The sequence below is a fragment of the Pseudanabaena sp. SR411 genome, assembly GCF_002251945.1.
In the GTDB taxonomy this organism is placed as follows: Bacteria; Cyanobacteriota; Cyanobacteriia; order Pseudanabaenales; family Pseudanabaenaceae; genus Pseudanabaena.
Genome location: NZ_NDHW01000097.1, coordinates 15,097 through 34,601, shown reverse-complemented (window position 1 = coordinate 34,601; position 19,505 = coordinate 15,097). Strand labels below are relative to the sequence as shown.

Sequence of the window (19,505 nt, the reverse complement as noted above, 5' to 3'; positions counted from 1 at the left end):
ATATTCCGCAACTTCAAGCATTGCATCCAAAGAAGGCGCATGAACAGGAACCTCCTCGATCGCATAAATTGGCAGATCCGCATCTAATTCTGCTTTGAAGCGTTCTTGAAATTCTTCAATGGGTATAGTTGCCGTTAGCTCAAAATCCACAAATTCAGCGCTGCTAGTTTGACCGAGCGGCAGAGCCTTCGCTATAGAAATACGTGGTAAAGGATTGAAGCCTTCAGTATGAGCAACAGGCAGAGCCGCACGCCTAGCAGCACGTTGAAAGAATCGATGCAAGTCTAGATGAGAAATTAGACTCATATCGCCTAGTTTGCCAAACTTGAGGCGGATGCGTTGAACTCTGGGCGGTACTTTGGGCTTCTCTAGGGAAATGGGCGGCACTTCGGGTGGTGGAATTACCTCGTTATGTCCAAATTCAGGACCACAGACTCCACAATGGGAACAGCCACCAAAGGAACAGTCAGGAACAATCTGAGCCGCGATCGCTCTTTCCCAATCTTCGATCAGCCACTGTTTATCGATACCCGTATCAATATGATCCCAAGGTAAAGCATCCTGCATTTTTAACGATGGTGCGTCCCAAACTAGATCTGCCTCGGCGATCGCCTGTGTCCATGCACCAAAAGCTTTTTCGGTATTTTCAAACCATGAGTCCATACCCGCGCCCAGTTGCCATGCGCGATATAGTACTTTACCCAAACGGCGATCGCCCCGCCCGACAAAATCCTCCATCGCACTGATGCGAACCTCGGTGTAGTTCACCTTCACTCCACTCAAGCGACGAAATTCCTTGCGAAGTAATTGCTGCTTCCTTACAAACTCACCACTAGAGACGGTGAACCATTGGAAAGGCGTATGGGGCTTGGGTGTAAAGTTGGAAATAGTCAAGTTAAAGGAAATCTTCTTTCTTCCCTTTTGCGAACATTCATTTTGGAGCCATTCCACCGTATTGACAATGCCAATCACATCTTCATCGGTTTCCGTCGGCAAGCCAATCATAAAGTAGAGCTTGACCTTATCCCAACCTTCGACATAGGCAGTTTTCACCCCTTGCAATAGCTCTTCGTCGGTCAAGCCTTTATTAATCACATCCCGCAAGCGCTGGGTTCCAGCTTCAGGTGCAAATGTCAGTCCCTGTTGACGACCATCGCCACTACGCAGCATATGGGCAATATTCTCATCAAAGCGATCGACTCTTTGGCTAGGCAACGAGAGCGTCACATGTTCATCTTTAAAGCGATTCTTGATCTGTACGCCTACTGATGGCAATGCGAGATAATCAGAACAGGAGAGAGAAAGTAAAGAGAACTCGTTATAGCCTGTTTCACGAATGGCTTTCTCAATGGTATCGACCACTTTTTCAGGCTCGACATCACGGGCGGGACGGGTAAGCATCCCTGGTTGGCAGAAACGACAACCGCGCGTACATCCACGCCGAATTTCAATAGTAAGGCGATCGTGAACGGTTTCCACTAAGGGAACTAAGCCAATACTATGCTCTGGCATTGGTGTCGCCACACGCCGCAATGCACGGGGCGAAACATCGCCACGGTTGGGAGTAACTGCGCCCGTTTTCTCATCCATATCATAGAATTCAGGGACATAGACCCCATCGACTTCATTGGCAAGATCTAGTAAGGTTTCACGACGAGTTTTACCTGCAAGTTTCGCGACTTTGAGAACTTCTCCGATTTCAGGTAATAGTTCTTCGCCATCACCAAGGGCAAAGAAATCAAAGAAGTCGGCATAGGGTTCAGGATTAGAAGTAGCAGTTTGTCCCCCTGCAAAGATTAATGGGCATTCCTCAATACTTAATTCACTCCTTTCACGCCAAGTCATGGGAATATTGGCGAGGTCAAACATTTCCAAAACATTGGTTGCGCCTAGTTCATAACTTAGGCTAAAGCCCAAAATGTCAAATTCCCGCAGCGATCGCTTAGACTCGACAGCAAACAAATCTGTTTTAGTTTCGCGCAGTTTTGCGGAGAGGTCAGGTGCAGGGAGATAGGCGCGATCGCAAAGTTGCCCTTCCTTGGAATTAATGATGCTGTAAAGGATAATATGCCCTAAGTTTGATGCACCCACCTCATAAATTTCAGGATAAGTAAGCGACCAGCGCACGATCGCCTGCTCCCAAGGTTTATGCACTGCGCCAAACTCGTTACCTAGATAACGGGCTGGTTTAAGGATTTCGGAGTTAAGTAACTGTTCTACGGGTACGGGCATAACTGAAAATTAATTTTAGGGTTTGTTAGCAGCTAAATGTTCAGCGAGGGAGGTTTAAGTAATAGTTTGAGGCATTACACCTAAGCGGTTGGCTTCGCGATAAATTAGCTCAATCATCCAGATAGGCAGATCAATACTAAGCCTTTTTTGAGTAGCAAAGGGGCGCTTGGCTTTGGATAGATCAAGATATCTTCTTCAGCATCATCAAATTTTTGGTCAAATTCCTTGGCGTTCATATAGTAGAGCAACCTCTTGTATGCGTGATCTACACACAGAAATAATCCGAATATTTTGATCGCGGTAGGTAATAACTCTTGACCAATGCTTGTTATTTATTTTACCAATAACCACAAAGTGCGTCTCACCTTGTATTTTGCTTAGAATCTCCATTTAGCAAGAAATGCTGCAATAATCAGGTCTGTTATAATCATTACAGTAATTGCCGATCAAACAAGTCACAAGATAAATTTTGAAAGCGTTGCTAAGCAACGCTTTCAAAATTTATCTTGTGACTTGTTACAGCGCTTTGTGCTGTAGCACTCAACGCTTTGCTTGAATAAGCTATGGTTAACCTCATCTATAGCAAAAACCGCATTCTTCCCACCGTCGAAGAATTGCAATTCTCAGACGAAACACCAGTGGATAAACAGTTAAAGAACGACATTCCCAATCTCCTGCTGAGTTTGTTAGCTGACATTCGCTATCTGACCACTAATGCAAAAGTGACTCATGCTGAGGCGATCGCTAATCAAGAAAGGACAGTAAAACAACAGGCTGAAGAGTCTCGACTTCAATCCGAACAAAAGGCGAAACGACTGATGGAAAAGCTTAGAGAAATGGGAATTAACCCTGATCAAATACAATTCGCATGACTAGCAAAAAATGGCTTATGGTAATTGGTATTGGTGAAGATGGTCTATTAGGACTAAGCTCAGCCGCCCGATCGCTAATTGATCATGCCGAAATTTTAGTAGGTGGCGATCGCCATTTAGCGATGTTGCCTGAATTGCCAGAAGATCGGCGATCACGCATAGTTTGGGCATCGCCCCTTGAGTCAACTATTCAGCAAATTATTAATTTGCGCGGTAAATCGGTATGTGTCTTAGCTAGTGGTGATCCCCTTTGGTTTGGCATTGGTACAACTTTATTCAAGAGAATTCCCATCGAAGAAGTTGTAATTATTCCCTCACCTTCTACTTTTAGCTTGATTTGTGCGCGATTAGGATGGTCACTAAATGAAATAGAAACCCTGAGCTTATGTGGTCGTCCTGCTTCGCTTTTGCAAACTTATATTTATCCAAACGCTAAACTTCTAATTCTTAGTGCAGGCAAAGAAACGCCGCAAATTGTGGCAAATATGCTCTGCGATCGCCATTTCAGCAATAGCAAAATAACAGTCTTAGAACATCTCAACGGAACTAAAGAGCGGATTATTTCTAATGTTGCTAATCAATATCAGAACTTTCCCGAATTTGCCGATCTCAATGCGATCGCTGTGGAATGTATACCCAATCCTGAAGCCAAGATACTTTCGCGGATAGCAGGACTTCCTGATGAGGCATATCAACATGATGGACAACTAACTAAGCGCGAAGTTAGAGCGATTACGTTGTCAACACTTGCACCCAATGCTGGGGAATTACTTTGGGATGTGGGGGCTGGTTGCGGTTCCATTGGCATTGAATGGATGCGAAGTCATCCCCGTTGCCAAGCGATCGCGATCGAAAAATCTCGTACACATTTCATTGCTGAAAATGCGATCGCCCTTGGTACTCCTAATCTCAAAATTATCGAAGGCAAAGCCCCCGAAGTTTTGCAAGGTTTACCTACACCTGATGCAATTTTTATCGGTGGTGGCGCGACTGTTCCAGATTTATTCGAGACTTGTTGGGAAAATTTGCGATCGCAGGGTCGCTTAGTGGCTAATGTAGTCACCCTCGAAGGAGAGCAGAAATTATTTCAATGGCAACAACAATATGGTGGCAAACTTACCCAGATTTCGATCAGTCGAGCCGAAGCGATCGGTTCTTTTCTAGGCTGGAAACCAATGCGTCCTGTTACGCAATGGGAAATAATTAAGACTTGACCAAATTTTACAAAGAGTATAAGGCGGCGCTTTGCGCCGCCTTATACTCTTTGGTTGATAATTTTTTAGTCAAGCGAACCAATAAATTACTGAAAGCGTTGCAAAGCAACGCTTTCAGTAATTTATTGGTTCGGGTTTGGAAGATTTGCGGTGCGATCGCTGATAGGATAAAAAATACTAGTGTTATTGCCCTGTACAGCATGGATTTTCAGTCGGTTATTTTGGCGTTGCAAAAATATTGGAGCGATCGCGGATGTCTGATTGCTCAACCCTACGACACCGAGAAGGGTGCTGGCACAATGAGTCCACATACTTTCTTGAGAGCGATCGGTCCTGAGCCTTGGAGCGTCGCCTATGTCGAGCCATGCCGTCGTCCCACCGATGGTCGCTATGGACAAAATCCGAATCGCTTGCAACATTACTATCAATTTCAGGTAATTCTCAAGCCATCCCCCGATGATGTGCTGGATCTATACCTCAATAGCCTCAAACATTTGGGCATTGATCCTGCTGATCATGATGTACGTTTTGTTGAAGATGATTGGGAATCACCGACCCTTGGTGCGTGGGGTGTCGGTTGGGAAGTGTGGCTAGATGGAATGGAAGTCACCCAGTTCACTTATTTTCAGCAGGTTGGCGGCTTAGACTGTCGCCCCGTTTCTGCGGAAATCACCTATGGGCTAGAGCGTCTAGTCATGTACTTACAAGGGGTGGACTCGGTATATGACATTGTGTGGCGATCGCATCCAACGCTAGGCGACATTAAATATGGACAGGTGCATCACCAAGGTGAAGTCGAGCATAGTGGCTACAACTTCGGCAACTTTGGTGGCAAGCCACAGGATTCTGACTTACTGTTCCAATTGTTCTTGCAATACGAAAAGGAAGCAGGACATTTATTAGAGTCTGAACTAGTTTTACCAGCCTTTGACTACGTGTTGAAATGTTCGCATTCCTTTAACTTGCTGGATGCGAGAGGCGTTATTTCGGTAACTGAGCGGGTGCGCTATATCGGACGAATTCGTAATCTTGCTCGTCAAGTTGCCAAACTCTATTACGCCCAAAGGGAAGCATTAGGATTTCCTTTAGGTGCTGAGTTAGCAGTCCCAATTTAAAAAAGTAGGAGCTGCTTTGCGGCTCCTACTTTTTTGTTAGACCCAAGTCAACCTTTGACTTGGATCGCCAATGGGAACAAGTCTAATCTGTTACGATTTATGTCATTCATCTTTACCTAAAACCCAATCCCCCAAATGATTTGAACCTATGTGGTTATTTCTGCCGAAGACATGAAAATTGATTGGGTATATTCAATGCGACTAAACTAGGTTTAGGTATTTGATTGAGGATAGATACTTTTACTATGTTTGAATCTGCTGAAATCGGACATAAGCTAAGTAAAGTAGAGTATGAAGCTCAAGAACCAATTCTACGGATAAAACTCTTGGAAATTCAGGAAGAACTCAAAAATGCTTCCTTTCCAGTGATTATTCTCATTGGTGGCGTAGATGGTGCTGGCAAGGGGGAAACTGTTAATTTGCTCCATGAGTGGATAGACCCACATTACCTCGAAACCCATGCTTTTGGAGCCGCTTCTGACGAAGAGCGCGAACGCCCAGAGGCTTGGCGATTTTGGCGAGTCTTACCACCAAAAGGACGTATCGGTATTTTATTTGGGTCATGGTATACACGCCCCATTATTGATCAAGTCTATGGGAAGACCAAAAATACGGATCTTGATGTGGATTTGATGCGAATTAATGCCTTTGAGAAAGCGTTGGTGGATGACGGCGCACTGATTATCAAATTTTGGTTTCATCTCAGTAAAGAAGCCCAATCGGCTCGCCTAAAATCGCTGATGAAGAATCCCGAAACTCAATGGCGAGTTACAGATTTGGATTGGCAGCACTTCAAGCTTTACGATAAGTTTCGGCTTACTTCAGAACGTTCACTCCGCACGACTAGTACAGGTGAAGCGCCTTGGCTAGTTATTGAAGGACAAGATAAGAGATATCGCAGCATTACGGTGGGGAACTATATCCTAGACCTGATTTCCAAGCGTCTTGCCGCCGAACAATCACGGGCTGTCAAAATATCTACACCAGTTAAAGCTGAGAACCCTTACACAATTCTGGATACCCTCGATCTTGAGCAGAGCCTCAGTGAAGAAGAATACAAGAGATTGTTAGAAAAATATCAAGGTCGGCTTAATTTACTTTATCGTCAGGCTAAACAATTAGGGCGATCGGTGATTCTTGTTTTTGAGGGTTGGGATGCCGCAGGTAAAGGAGGAATTATCCGCCGTGTTACTTCGGCTCTAGATGCGCGTGACTATCAGGTTATTCCCATAGCTGCACCTACGGATGAGGAGCGATCGCATCATTATCTATGGCGATTTTGGCGACATATTCCAAGAGCGGGTCGGGTCACGATTTTTGATCGCAGTTGGTATGGACGAGTTCTGGTAGAACGGGTTGAGGGTTTTGCCTCGGAAGCCGAATGGATGCGAGCCTATAATGAAATCGTCAATTTTGAGCAGCAACTTCACGAACATAGCACTTTGATACTCAAGTTTTGGATTCATATTGATGCTGACGAGCAGTTACGAAGATTCCAATTGAGACAGGAAACTCCCTATAAGCACTATAAAATTACCGATGAAGATTTTCGCAATCGAGCCAAGTGGAATGACTATGAACTAGCGGCTAACGAGATGATCGAACGCACGGGAACTGAGTTTGCACCTTGGTACATGATCGAAGCAAATGATAAGAAATTTGCACGAATTAAAGTAGTCAAAACACTCTGCGATCGCTTGAAAAAGTCTCTCTAAATTCCAAAACACAAAATGGCGTAGCCATTTTGTGTTTTGGAATTTAGCTCAAAAAATTGTTGCTGAAAATACAGCAAATTTTAAAACAAGAATGAAAAAGGTAATTTTGCGATGGCTAGAACCGCCTTTTTACGTGGAATCAATGGCGATCGCTAGCCAAAAAAGGTGATCTCGAAACAAGCTGTTATAAATTGTGACAATCTGTAATACAAAATGATCCAACGACATAGTATAAACAAATAGGTTAGAAATTAAACCGATGAAATAAATGAGCAGCAATCATTTGCCAATCATTTATATCTAGGTTGAATAACTAGCTATTTTTAAAAATAAAGTTTTTCTAAATTTCTCGAAAGAGAAAATCAGAAACAATTAAAATAGCTGCTAACAATTAAAAAACTGCGATAGTTGGTTTGAGATTGTTAACTGTCTAAAAAATAAAAGATAATTACTCAATAACTGGAGATAACAGTATTATGTACGATGCATTTGCAAAGGTAGTATCCCAAGCTGATTCCAGAGGCGCTTATATCAGTGCTTCCCAAATTGATGCTCTTAGCGCAATGGTTGCCGATGGCAGCAAGCGTTTGGACGCTGTAAACCGCATCACCAGCAACTCTTCTGCAATCGTTGCTAATGCTGCTCGTGCTTTGTTCGCTGAACAACCTGCTTTGATTGCTCCTGGTGGAAATGCATACACCAGCCGTCGTATGGCAGCTTGCTTGCGCGACATGGAAATCGTTTTGCGCTATGTTACCTACGCTATCTACTCTGGCGATGCAAGCATCTTGGAAGATCGTTGCCTCAATGGTTTGAGAGAAACCTATTTGGCTCTTGGTACTCCTGGTTCTTCCGTTGCTGTTGGTATCGGCAAAATGAAGGATGCAGCGATCGCAATTGCTAACGATCCTAACGGCGTAACCCGTGGCGATTGTTCTGCTCTTATGAGTGAAATCGGTAGCTACTTCGACAAGGCTGCTGCTGCTGTTGCTTAGTTTTTAGTCCCTTAGTCTGGGCTTTGTATTGACTGGACTAAAGACTAAATAATTTAATTTTTTTGATTTCATTCCATTGGTTCTGACTGAATTAATGAATTTTTCATCAGATCGCTTTTACCTTAACAAGATTATTTTGGAGTACATCCCACAATGAAAACCCCTTTAACCGAAGCAGTATCCGCCGCCGATTCTCAAGGTCGTTTCCTCAGCACCACCGAAACCCAAGTTGCTTTCGGTCGCTTCCGTCAAGCTACCTCTGGTCTAGCTGCTGCTAAGGCTTTGAGCGAAAAGGCTGATTCTTTGGCTTCTGGCGCAGCTAACGCTGTATACAGCAAGTTCCCTTACACCACCTCCATGACTGGTGCTAACTACGCTTCTACCCAAACTGGTAAAGACAAGTGTGTACGTGACATCGGCTACTACATCCGTATGGTTACATACTGCTGTGTAGTTGGTGGTACAGGTCCAATGGATGATTACTTGGTTGCTGGTATTGCCGAAATCAACCGCACCTTTGATCTTTCTCCTAGCTGGTACGTTGAAGCTCTCAAGTACGTTAAGTCTAACCATGGTTTGTCTGGAGACTCTGCTGTTGAAGCAAACTCCTACATCGACTATGCAATCAATGCACTTAGCTAATTTTTTCTAAGAAACAAAAAGCACCCCAATGGGGTGCTTTTTGTTTTCAAGCCAAGCATAAAAGGCAGCGCTTTGCGCCGCCTTTTATGCTTATGTAGTACAAGGTCACATCAAAATTATGAACGAAGAAACTGGTATTCCCGACGATAATTTATTAACCATTGAACAGGCGATCGCAAATCTCCAAAGCGAAGATTTGGGCTTGCGAGTTTATGCAGCTTGGTGGTTAGGACGATTTCGGGTGAATGTGCCAGAAGCGATCGATCTTTTAATTGCCGCTTTAGCAGACGAAGCCGATCGCACTGAGGCTGGGGGCTATCCATTACGACGCAATGCTGCGAGAGCGTTAGGGAAATTAGGCGATCGCCGTGCTGTACCAGCATTAATCCAATCTTTGGAATGCAATGACTTTTATGTACGTGAAGCTGTGGCTCAATCATTAGAAATGTTGGGCGACGATTCCTGTGTACCTTACCTAATCGAGTTAATCAAAAATCCTAACTCTGAAGCTAGTGCCGACTCAGAACCAGAACATCCTTACGATGCATTTCTCGAAGCATTAGGAACCTTAGGAGCCGTAAAAGCTATTCCTCACATTTTGCCATTTTTAGATCATCCGATTCCTAAAGTGCAATATGCGGCGGCTAGAGCGATGTATCAGCTTTCGGAGCCTGCGGTTGCCGATCAATATGGCGATCGCTTAGTTGCGGCTCTTGCCAATAATGATTTGCAATTGCGGCGCACAGTTCTTTCGGACTTGGGGGCGATCGGTTATTTATCGGCAGCAGAAGCGATCGGTAATACGATGGCCGAGAATAGTCTCAAGTTAATTTCTCTTAAAGGTTTGTTAGAAAAACAAATAGTTCTGGCGACTCCACCAGATTTGACCGATGGCGCAATTAGAGTCATGACACTGATGGATGAGTTGTTATAAATAAAAGGGTCGCCATGCGACCCTTTTATTTATTTTTTCATGATGCAATTAGAGTTTTGGTACTGATGGATGATTTATTGTAGAGTAGAGGAGCGCAAAGAGCTTCTCTAACCTATCTATATGACTGATCGCCTTTCCCAACTTATCCAAGCTGTAGAAGAAGCAGATTCTTCCAAGCTACTGCTCGAAGCAGTCCAAAATCTAGCGGCGGCTCGTTTAGAAGGTGCTATTCCCATATTGATTGAGGCGCTTAGTTATAACAATCCAGGAGCCGCAGTAGCATCTGTGGACGGATTAATTTTACTGGGAAGTGCTGCTGTACCGCCTTTGCTCGAACTCCTAGATATGCATAATTACACAGCACGCGCATGGGCGATTCGAGCCTTAGCAGGGATTGGTGATCCAAGAGGTTTAGTAACTTTACTGGGGGTAGCAACTGCGGACTTTGCAATGAGTGTGCGCCGTGCCGCTGTTAAGGGTTTAGGTACAATGAAATGGCATTGGTTTCCCGATGAACTAAGGGATATTGCCCAAGAAGAAGCGTTAGATGCCTTACTATTTGTAGCGCAACAGGATGAAGAATGGGTGGTGCGCTATGCCTCAGTGGTGGGCTTACAGTCTTTGGCGATCTCGATCGCTGATGTGCATCCTACATGGCTAGCAGAAATTCAAACGCAATTCAATTTGATGTCTTGTAATGATGAAGTTCTCGCAATTCGGGGTCGGGTTTGGCTGGCGCAACAGAAGCTTCAGCAAAAAATTCAACAAATTAAGTCTGATATTTCTCATGAGTCCATACAAATGCCAGAGACTGAAGAGAAAAAATCGCCGCTTACTTCCAGTGATTGGCAAGATATTCTCAATCAACTTTATGAAATTAAGCGACAAGAGCGCATTAATTCTGGCAGCGAAGGTGATCCACGTCGGTTTCAGCAATTAGCAGCAGCGATCACCGAGACAAATAATTAAAGATTGCGATACTTAGGATTCTGCAATTTACTAAAGAACCCAATTTTTGATAGCGCGGCTAAGCCGCGCTATCAAAAATTGGGTTCTTTAGTTTATGTCAAAGCCCGTAGCACAGAAATCTTTAGGGGATTTCCTCACGTTTTTCTCTAAAACCTAGCTCTATTAAAGCCTTACGAATTTTTGCTTTAGAAGGCTGAACCTTGGGCATGGCTAAATTAAGCTCTCTCGCCGTTTCCAGCATTTGCCTAATTAAAATATCCAGCAAGTTATCATCCACATCTTCAGGAACCTGCTCAATCCTGCCTTGATAAGCCAAAGTATATAGCTCTAAATGATGCTTGCCCATGATTTTGGCTAATTTCCGCAATGTCTCAGGCGTAGGACAAGTCCCTTTAAAGCAAGCACCACGTAGTCTTGGTTGTGGCACACCAGCCAACTCGGCAAGATGGTTCATACTAATGTCTTGTTCTTCTAGATATTGAAGAACGTATAGCCCTAGCGGTGAGCAATCTTCGTTTTTAACTTGTAACCTTGGTGGCATCTTTTACTATCAACAATTTTTGTTAGATTTTTTGGAAAAGGAAGTTAATCTAACATCACTGAATGATTTTATACCAATTATAGCGATCGCCTTTAGAGTACTGTGATTTATAGCATTCTTAGTATTAACATTCGTCACCGAGATAAGCCTCAATCACAGCCCGATCACTTTTGACAATTTCAGGTTTGCCGATCGCGATTAATTGCCCAAAGTCTAAAACCGCAATGCGATCGCATAGTCCCATAACTAGAGGAACATGATGCTCGATTAATAGAATCGTAAGAGCAAAGCGATCGCGCAAACTGCGGATAAAATCACTGAGTTGTCCTTTTTCATTGGGATTCATCCCTGCGGCAGGTTCATCGAGAAGTAATAACTTTGGTTGTAGGGCAAGGGCGCGAGCAATCTCCAGACGACGCTGATCGCCATAGGAAAAATTTTTGGCTTTGACATCAGCGCGATCGCTTAAACCCACTAGTTCTAACAATTCTAGGGCGCGATCGTAGGTCTGCTTTTCTTCTTTATGTGTAGGTGATAGCCCTAAAACTCCATTCCAAATTCCTGTAGTAGTACTGAGATGTCGAGCGATCGCCACATTCTCTAATGCTGAGAGTTCACCAAATAAGCGGATATTCTGAAATGTTCGCGCAATTCCAAATTTCGCTATTTGGTGGGGACGGCGATTAGTGATTTCTTGGCCATCGTAGAGAACCTTGCCACTACTAGGAGCAATTAGTCCTGTAATTGTATTAAACAGAGTTGTTTTGCCTGCTCCATTGGGACCAATCACACCAAAAATTTCATTTTCCTGTACATCAAAGGACACCTCATTCACCGCCACTAAGCCCCCAAATCGGCGCGTTACTTGCTGAACAGCTAAAGTTGATTGACTTATGTTCATAAATTTTTTGATTTTGACTTAGCCCAGAGTAAATAGAAAAATCAAATTCATTAAGTAATACCAATTAACGAAAGTGTGACAACACTTTTGTGAATCAAAAAACCAACCCAGTAAGGGTTTTCAAATTAAGAAATGGCTACGCCATTTCTTAATTTGGTATAAAACTACCATATTTGACGCAACTCTATGAATACATTAAGCCATCTTATTTTCTCTCAAGTCCCTTGCCAGAACGCTTTCTCAACAGAAGAAACTATCAGCCTCATAAGGTCTAAATTAACCGACTCTTCCTGAGGCAACAAACCTATAAATCTTCCAGATCAGCAGATTCAACTCCTAATTGACGCAACTTTTCGGCGAGGCGATCGGCTCTTGCTTTCTCTAATCGCGCCCTTTGCTCAGATTCTTCAGCTTGCCTATTAGCCTCTTCAGCTTGCCTATTAGCCTCTTCAGCCTGTCGAGTGGCTTCCTGTGAAGCTAAGAGTAACTCATCAGGAGTAAGCAACTTTTGATTATTATCTAATCGATAAAAGCTCAGCAAATAGTCTTGTTGCTGTAATCGTAATTGCAAAACCTCACTGCAACTATTCTTAATTGGTTGATATAATCCTTCATCGCTCAAGCAATAGCCACGCAACTGTTCAGGAATCCAATAGACCTCTTGCAGAACCAAAAATATGATAGATTTGCTGGTTTCGAATTTTTGCATTAGCCCTAAAATTAAGCGATGAAATACGAAGCCAGTCAAAATCTATCAGCCACAAAATTTAAACGTTTATTTGGAGTAAAAAGAGCAACATTTGCTCAAATGACGGAACTAATGCAACAAGCAGCCCAAAGCAAAGGAAAAGGAGGTGTAAAAGCCAAACTAAGTCTCGAAGATCAAATCTTGGTTACTTWGCMGTATTGGCGTGAATATCGCACCTATTTTCATATTGCTAACGATTGGGAGGTATCAGAATCAACGGTCTGTCGCATCGTCAAAAAAGTAGAAAATGTCTTAATTAAATCAGAGAAGTTTSGGCTAGCAGGAAAAAAGTCATTGTGGCAGGAGCAGCCTCCAGCCCTAATTGCAATTGATGTAACTGAGACAAAGGTTGAACGTCCCAAACATCACCAGAAACATTTTTATAGTGGTAAGAAAAAGCATCATGCTCTCAAAGCCCWACTGGTGGTCGATCTGACTAATCTCAAGATTATTTGTACTGCTTACGGTAAGRGCAAGCAGCATGATTTCTCGTTATTCAAAGCCAGTGGAGTTCATTTTCACGAACAGACACAAGGTTTGGCGGATAAGGGGTATCAAGGTTTACAAAAGTTGCATCCTAACTCGCTAATTCCTATCAAAAAGCCTAAAAATAGCTCTTTATCTAAGGAAGATAAGCGGTTTAATCGCCAACTTGCTCGTCAACGCATTRCTATTGAGCATGTTAATCGCCGTCTGAAGATTTTTAAAATTCTTTCTTTGCCTTATCGTAATCGTCGTCGTCGTTTTGGTTTACGTTGTAATTTGATTGCTGCCATTTATAACTTTGAAGTCTCTCTTCCTGCTTCTAAAACTTTCTCTCCACAGTCTTAATTTCAGTTCTGCAAGAGGTCTATTGTCTTTTGGCTCTGGCAGTGGGGGCGTTCCATAGTTTTCTCCTTTCCTCTGTCTCAATTTTCTCATACCACTAATTTACTGACCAGTGCCGAGATTTTGTATTTAGCTTGTAGTAATCTCGACTTAACCGCAACTGACATCAACACAATCTATCAAAAACGATGGAAAGTTGAAGAATTTCACAAGTCTTTGAAATCTAATCTCGCTTTTCTCCAACATCTTTGCTTGCTTTTTCGCTTTTGTTAAGTTAGAGTAGCTTCGTATCAAAACTAAACTCAATCATTCTGCTCTCAAGGCTAAACTCTACTTCAATGCTATTAGGGCTAGTTTCTCTCTTCTTCAAAAACTGACTGTATCCTTCCACGTAACATCAGTTAATATTCAATGATTACCTTAATTATTTCAGGATCAATCATTATTTTACTTGGGTGTGACCAGAATTTGATGTTCTACTTGATTAATGTATTACACATTCATAAATGGTTTTAAAATTTGGAATAGCAATTAATGAAATTATTTAGATAATAGTTTTAGGAAAATCTGAAATTCTTTAAAATAAAGGTTTTAGGCGATCTACATCAAATTCTGGTCACACCCTTTTACTGTCCCTAAGAACTTTCTGTCCATACCTTTCAACCTCTTTCTGAGCCTACCGTTACTCTACTCTTTTTCCCTTCCACGTAACATCAGTTATAACATCAGATTCCTAGCGCGTAATCGAAATTACCATTCAAATAAACATGCGTCATCATCTAATCCTATCTCTCAGTACATTTATCCTTGTCAGTAGTGGAATCTCGATCTCATTGGCTGAGGAGAGTCAACCCGTCAACCAAGAGAAGTATGAATATCCCCAAGAGGTAATCAAAACTTTTATGAAAGGTTGTGGATTTACCAATAGTAAAGAGTTTTGTACTTGTAGTTTAGACAAACTGCGATCGCAATATACCTTTGCTGATTTTCTCAAAATTGACACAGCCGCCAGAGAAACCAAGCAAGTACCTCAAGAAGTAATAAGTATTTTTCAATCTTGTCGAAATGGTAAAATTTGAGATAGACGGCGCAAAGCGTTGTCTGTCTTATTAGGAATTAAGCATGACAAGTACAGAGGTTGTAGTAATTGGTGGTGGGGCAGCAGGTTTCTTTGGGGCAATTCATGCAGCGCAAGTACCACATACGAGAGTAACTCTATTAGAGGCAGGACGACAACCGCTTGCCAAGGTGCGAATTTCAGGTGGAGGAAGGTGCAATGTTACGCATCACTGTTTTGAACCTTCACAATTAGTCCAGAACTATCCTAGAGGTGGCAAAGCTTTGCGGGGTGCATTTTCGCGCTTTCAGCCATTGGATGTAGTGCGTTGGTTTAACGCTGAAGGAGTGAAGTTGAAAACAGAAGCTGATGGTCGCATGTTTCCTGTGACCGATGATTCAGAAACGATTGTGGAAGCTTTGATGTTTGCGGCTAAAAAAGCTGGTGTTTTTCTTCGCAATAATGTTTTGGTGCAAAAGATTGAGCCTTTAGGAGAGGGCAAAGGAGAAAGCAAATTTGATGTGATTCTTAAAAATGGTGAAAATCTAGTTTGCGATCGCCTATTACTTGCTACAGGTAGCAGCCCATCAGGATATGCGATCGCGCGATCGCTCGGACATGAACTAGAGCCTCCTGTTCCTTCCCTTTTTACTTTTAATATCAAAGATTCTAAATTGCATGAACTTGCAGGCGTGAGCGTAAATCCTTCCACAGTTAAGCTTTTAACTGCAAATCCTAGTACTGACAAGAAAAAATCTGCTCGCAATCAATTGGAACAGTCGGGAGCTTTGTTAATTACACATTGGGGATTGAGTGGACCCGCCGTTTTGAAGTTGTCGGCATGGGCGGCGCGAGAATTACACGATTGTAACTATCAAGCCAAATTAGCTGTTAATTGGATTCCGACGCTCAAAGTAGAAGCAGTGAAGCAAATTCTCTTAACTGCGAAAACTGATCAGCCGAAAAAGTTTATCTCTAATTATTGTCCTGTCGATATCTCGCTACGTTTATGGGAATATTTGCTAGATAAAGCAGAAGTAGAATTAGAGAAACGTTGGGCAGATATTTCTAATAAGGCAATTCAGCAAATTGTGAATGTATTAACCGCTAGTGAATATGCGATCGCAGGTAAAGGTGTATTTAAAGAAGAGTTTGTCACCTGTGGCGGCATTCGCTTGCAAGATGTTAACTTTCAGACAATGGAAAGTAAGATTTGCTCAGGTTTATTTTTTGCGGGAGAGGTATTAGATATTGATGGTGTGACAGGTGGTTTTAATTTCCAAAATGCTTGGACCACTGCTTGGATTGCTGCCCAAGGTATTACATCAATGTAAAGTAAAAAAAGTACAAAGCATTTCTTTTTCTTTTTAAATTTAAACTTAAACTATTAGGAGTTAATAAAATGATTGATTTAGTAGAAAGTTTGACTGAAGTTATTAATGAATTAAAATCTCGCTCGCATTTATCAATACTCAGTAATTGGCAAAGACAAAACAATCAAGGTGTTTGGGAGGATTTAGCAACGGTAAATTCTAAGCAAAATAAACCAATGCTATCCTTCTTGCAAAGGGAAGAAAATATTCATTTAAGACAAACTTGGCAAGTACCAGAGATTTATACAGGATTATCAACGTTAGGAGCTACAATCCGCTTAAATTTAATTTGGTGGGTAGATATTTGTGAGATATGGGTTAATCATCACAAAGTCCAAGAAGGCGATTTGTTTGATCAGAAATGTCGAATTTTATTAAACGATCATGCAGAACCTAATGATCAATTTACTCTAGAGATCAAGCTCAATAGTCCTAAGCATGATATTGGCGCTTTACAACTTTCAGAACTAATTTTTGAATATCATCATCAAGCCTGTGACCCAGATCAGTTTGCTACTGAACTAGAGATTCTCCAAACCTATATTCCAATTTTTACTAAGCATCAAATTGATTTACAACCTTTAGAAACTGCTACTAAGAATTTAATTGCTTTATTTGATTTATCTGAAGCGATCGCAAGCGATCGCTTTTTCGAGAAACTAGCTAATATTCACAAACCACTCTTGCAATATAGCGAATTTCTCAAACAACGCCAAATCTATATTCTTGGTAATTCGCATATCGATGTGGCTTGGTTATGGGCGATCGCGGAAACCAAAAATGCAATGCAGCGTACATTTACTTCAGCTTTGAATTTGCAAGAGCGTTATCCAGAGCTGATTTTCAATCAAAGTACGGCTGTTTCCTATCAATGGATGGAGCAGGAATATCCTGAATTATTTACTCGTATTCAAACGGCAGTGGCGAATGGCAAATGGGAACTCATCGGTGGCATGTGGGTAGAACCTGATGGGAATTTGCCAAGTGGAGAGTCTTTAATCAGGCAGATTCTCTATGGGCAGGAATATTTTCGGAAAAAATTTAATCGAGAAGTCAAAATTGCTTGGTTACCTGACACTTTTGGCTTTCATTGGCAAATGCCACAGATCCTTTTAAAAAGTGGTTTTGAGGCATTCGTTACCCAAAAGCTTTTGTGGAATGATACCAACAAATTCCCTCATCAAATCTTTTGGTGGGAAGGCGTGGATGGAAGTCAGATTTTTACTTATTTTAGTAATGAAATAGGTCAGGGATTGGAACCTGTTGCGATCGCTAAATATCTTGCCAACCAAGAAGAAAAACACAATATCCCCGAAACCGCATGGCTATATGGAGTTGGCGATCATGGTGGAGGACCAACTGCGGATATGCTGAACATTGGTCGTAAGTGGGGCGATTCACAAATCTTCTTTAAGATGCAACCCAGTACATTAGAAGATTTCCTCTTAAATGTAAAAGCAAAACTACCCGTAGATTTACCTGTTTGGCAAGATGAATTGTATCTGGAGTTTCATCGCGGTACTTTTACTACTAAAGCCGATCAGAAGAAGCAAAATCGCCAAGTGGAAGTTCTTTTAGGTAATGCCGAAAAATATAGTGCGATCGCTTCTTTAATCAATAAAACTCCCTATCCTCAAGCCCAATTAGAACAAGCATGGCAAGGATTATTGTTGAATCAATTTCATGATATTTTACCAGGGACATCGATCCCAGAAGTATTTATCGATGCTGATCGCACTTGGTCGGAAGTAAGGGAAATTTGCGATCGCCTTCTCCCTCATGAAGCTTCAGGAAACGAGAATCTGCAAGCATGGAATTTTCTCAACTGGCAGCGATCACAACTCATTAGAAAGCCAGATAACTCCTTGTGCTGGTTAGAAAATGTTCCTAGTTTTGGATTTACTGAACTAGAATCTATTGGTATCACTGAGACTGATGCATTTTTAAGGATTGATTCTGATAGTGATAAATACTGTCTAGAAAATCAATATCTTCAAGTAGAGATTGATCTCAAGACTGGGGCGATCTCGCAAATATTTGATAAGCGATCTCAAAGATCGATCCTACAATCAGCTAGTGAATTGCTGTTTTTTGAAGACAAAGGACAATATTGGGATGCATGGAATATTGATCCAGATTACGAAAACAAAAAATTTGAATCAACAACTCTTGAATCAATTGAGATCGTTGAAAATTGTAGTTTACTAATATCATTACGCATTGTCCAGAAATTCCGTAGTTCTACCTTTATCCAAGAGATTCAACTAACTGCCTTTGAAGCATTTATCACAGTACATAATTGGGTCGATTGGCAAGAGGAATATACCTTAGTCAAAGTTGCTTTCCCTGTGAATTGGCAATCAACCTACGCAACTTACGAAATCCCAATGGGAACTATCCAGCGCAGTACTCTAGGTGAAACACCTGAAGCAAAAGCTAAATGGGAAGTTCCTGCTCAATATTGGGCAGATATTGCATTTTCTCCAAACCCAAAGGATATTCTCCCGATGAAGGCGGGAGAATATCCTTTGGGTTTGGGTTTAAGCATTCTCAATGATAGTAAGTATGGATATGACGCTAAGCCTGACTGTCTGCGTCTAACGTTGCTGCGTAGTCCTAACTGGCCTACTCCAAATAGCGATCGCGGTAAGCATGAATTTACTTATCGCTTAGTTCCCCATCAAGGTGATTGGCGTGAAGCAAATATTGTTCGACTTGCTCAGGAATTAAATAATCCGCTTGTTCTCCAAAGTTCATCAATTCAAGCAAACCAACCAAGCTTTTTGCAAGTTTCTGCCCCAAATATTATTCTTTCGGCATTTAAGCGATCTCAGGATCAGTCAGGTTGGATCATACGATTTTATGAATCCTATGGTAGAACCACTGAAACAAATATTGAGATTTCACATCTCCTTTTGCAAATAGATCAAATTTGGGAATGTGACTTAATGGAAAATAAAATTACTATGATTTTACCAAATGAGATTAATTTAAACTACTTTACAGTCACATTTAAACCATACGAAATTAAAACTTTTTTCTGTGTTAACAGATGATGTTTAGGTGGTTTAAGCTAAGATATTACATCTAAGATAAGTAACCTAAATCCTCTCTAATACTAACTTTTACAATAATTCTTGAGCATTTAAAAAAGTCCTCCAAACCCAACAAAGAGTAATCCAGATAAACACTTTTTTATAAATTATTCAGCAAGGAACTTTTATTTATTGAACATGTCCAAAGTTAGCAAGTTTAACTTCAGACCCAAGTCGGGTGGTGTTTTACATTCTTTCAGCAATTCATCTAGCAATTCTTTACGAATATTCATCTGTTTTGAGGTTGGTAATTGTGTGTCTAGATTATCTCTCT

The 19,505-nt window shown here is 41.7% G+C and carries 18 protein-coding genes; 12 read left to right on the top strand and 6 right to left on the bottom strand.

Annotated features, from left to right (window positions below; all coding sequences use genetic code 11):
* The 3 genes from B9G53_RS09750 to B9G53_RS29005 all read right to left on the bottom strand — a co-directional run.
* Positions 1–2,232: TIGR03960 family B12-binding radical SAM protein (locus B9G53_RS09750; RefSeq protein ID WP_094531630.1), on the bottom strand; the 2,232-nt coding region annotated here is incomplete at its 3' end.
* Positions 2,233–2,345: 113 nt separating this feature from the next.
* On the bottom strand, positions 2,346–2,468 hold the full coding sequence (locus B9G53_RS09745) for a hypothetical protein (protein ID WP_254923610.1): 123 nt from the start codon (positions 2,466–2,468) through the stop codon (positions 2,346–2,348).
* Positions 2,449–2,622, bottom strand: a complete 174-nt coding sequence (locus B9G53_RS29005; RefSeq protein ID WP_094531628.1) for a BrnT family toxin — start codon at positions 2,620–2,622, stop codon at positions 2,449–2,451. Before B9G53_RS29005 ends, B9G53_RS09745 begins: the two co-directional genes overlap by 20 nt.
* A gap of 173 nt (positions 2,623–2,795) precedes the next feature.
* Between B9G53_RS29005 and B9G53_RS09735 the strand changes: the two genes are divergently transcribed.
* The 8 genes from B9G53_RS09735 (at position 2,796) to B9G53_RS09700 (ending at position 10,688) form a co-directional block, all read left to right on the top strand.
* Positions 2,796–3,104, top strand: a complete 309-nt coding sequence (locus B9G53_RS09735; protein ID WP_094531626.1) for a hypothetical protein — start codon at positions 2,796–2,798, stop codon at positions 3,102–3,104.
* On the top strand, positions 3,101–4,318 hold the full coding sequence (gene cbiE / locus B9G53_RS09730) for a precorrin-6y C5,15-methyltransferase (decarboxylating) subunit CbiE (RefSeq protein ID WP_094531624.1): 1,218 nt from the start codon (positions 3,101–3,103) through the stop codon (positions 4,316–4,318). The genes B9G53_RS09735 and cbiE overlap by 4 nt, the downstream gene beginning before the upstream one ends.
* Before the next feature lie 200 nt (positions 4,319–4,518).
* Positions 4,519–5,433, top strand: a complete 915-nt coding sequence (gene glyQ / locus B9G53_RS09725) for a glycine--tRNA ligase subunit alpha (RefSeq protein ID WP_094531636.1) — start codon at positions 4,519–4,521, stop codon at positions 5,431–5,433.
* 245 nt (positions 5,434–5,678) lie between these two features.
* Positions 5,679–7,148, top strand: a complete 1,470-nt coding sequence (pap, locus tag B9G53_RS09720; RefSeq protein WP_094531623.1) for a polyphosphate:AMP phosphotransferase — start codon at positions 5,679–5,681, stop codon at positions 7,146–7,148.
* A 476-nt stretch (positions 7,149–7,624) separates the two neighbouring features.
* Positions 7,625–8,143, top strand: coding sequence for a phycocyanin subunit beta (locus tag B9G53_RS09715; RefSeq protein WP_094531620.1), 519 nt, complete (start codon positions 7,625–7,627; stop codon positions 8,141–8,143).
* A gap of 153 nt (positions 8,144–8,296) precedes the next feature.
* Entirely contained in the window at positions 8,297–8,785 is a 489-nt protein-coding gene (gene cpcA / locus B9G53_RS09710) for a phycocyanin subunit alpha (protein ID WP_094531618.1), read from the top strand.
* Between the two features lie 118 nt (positions 8,786–8,903).
* Complete coding sequence (locus tag B9G53_RS09705; protein WP_094531616.1) at positions 8,904–9,719, top strand: HEAT repeat domain-containing protein; 816 nt, start codon at positions 8,904–8,906, stop codon at positions 9,717–9,719.
* A 120-nt stretch (positions 9,720–9,839) separates the two neighbouring features.
* Positions 9,840–10,688, top strand: coding sequence for a HEAT repeat domain-containing protein (locus B9G53_RS09700; protein WP_094531613.1), 849 nt, complete (start codon positions 9,840–9,842; stop codon positions 10,686–10,688).
* A gap of 121 nt (positions 10,689–10,809) precedes the next feature.
* On the opposite strand, the gene B9G53_RS09695 is transcribed toward B9G53_RS09700, so the two are convergent.
* The 3 genes from B9G53_RS09695 to B9G53_RS09685 form a co-directional block, all read right to left on the bottom strand.
* Positions 10,810–11,229 carry a helix-turn-helix transcriptional regulator gene (locus tag B9G53_RS09695; RefSeq protein ID WP_094531611.1) on the bottom strand — a complete coding sequence of 140 codons (420 nt, stop codon included), beginning with the start codon at positions 11,227–11,229 and terminating at the stop codon, positions 10,810–10,812.
* A gap of 124 nt (positions 11,230–11,353) precedes the next feature.
* A complete protein-coding gene (locus B9G53_RS09690; protein WP_094531609.1) occupies positions 11,354–12,130 on the bottom strand; it encodes an ABC transporter ATP-binding protein in 777 nt (258 codons plus the stop codon).
* 304 nt (positions 12,131–12,434) lie between these two features.
* Entirely contained in the window at positions 12,435–12,839 is a 405-nt protein-coding gene (locus B9G53_RS09685; protein ID WP_094531607.1) for a hypothetical protein, read from the bottom strand.
* A gap of 18 nt (positions 12,840–12,857) precedes the next feature.
* On the opposite strand from B9G53_RS09685, the gene B9G53_RS09680 reads away from it, so the two are divergent.
* The 4 genes from B9G53_RS09680 to B9G53_RS09665 all read left to right on the top strand — a co-directional run bounded on the left by B9G53_RS09680 (position 12,858) and on the right by B9G53_RS09665 (position 19,192).
* On the top strand, positions 12,858–13,709 hold the full coding sequence (locus B9G53_RS09680; protein ID WP_094531605.1) for an IS5 family transposase: 852 nt from the start codon (positions 12,858–12,860) through the stop codon (positions 13,707–13,709).
* A gap of 764 nt (positions 13,710–14,473) precedes the next feature.
* On the top strand, positions 14,474–14,785 hold the full coding sequence (locus B9G53_RS09675) for a hypothetical protein (RefSeq protein ID WP_094531603.1): 312 nt from the start codon (positions 14,474–14,476) through the stop codon (positions 14,783–14,785).
* Between the two features lie 43 nt (positions 14,786–14,828).
* Positions 14,829–16,097 carry an NAD(P)/FAD-dependent oxidoreductase gene (locus B9G53_RS09670; RefSeq protein ID WP_094531600.1) on the top strand — a complete coding sequence of 423 codons (1,269 nt, stop codon included), beginning with the start codon at positions 14,829–14,831 and terminating at the stop codon, positions 16,095–16,097.
* Positions 16,098–16,165: 68 nt separating this feature from the next.
* Positions 16,166–19,192, top strand: coding sequence for a glycoside hydrolase family 38 C-terminal domain-containing protein (locus B9G53_RS09665; RefSeq protein ID WP_094531598.1), 3,027 nt, complete (start codon positions 16,166–16,168; stop codon positions 19,190–19,192).
* Positions 19,193–19,505 lie beyond the last annotated feature (313 nt).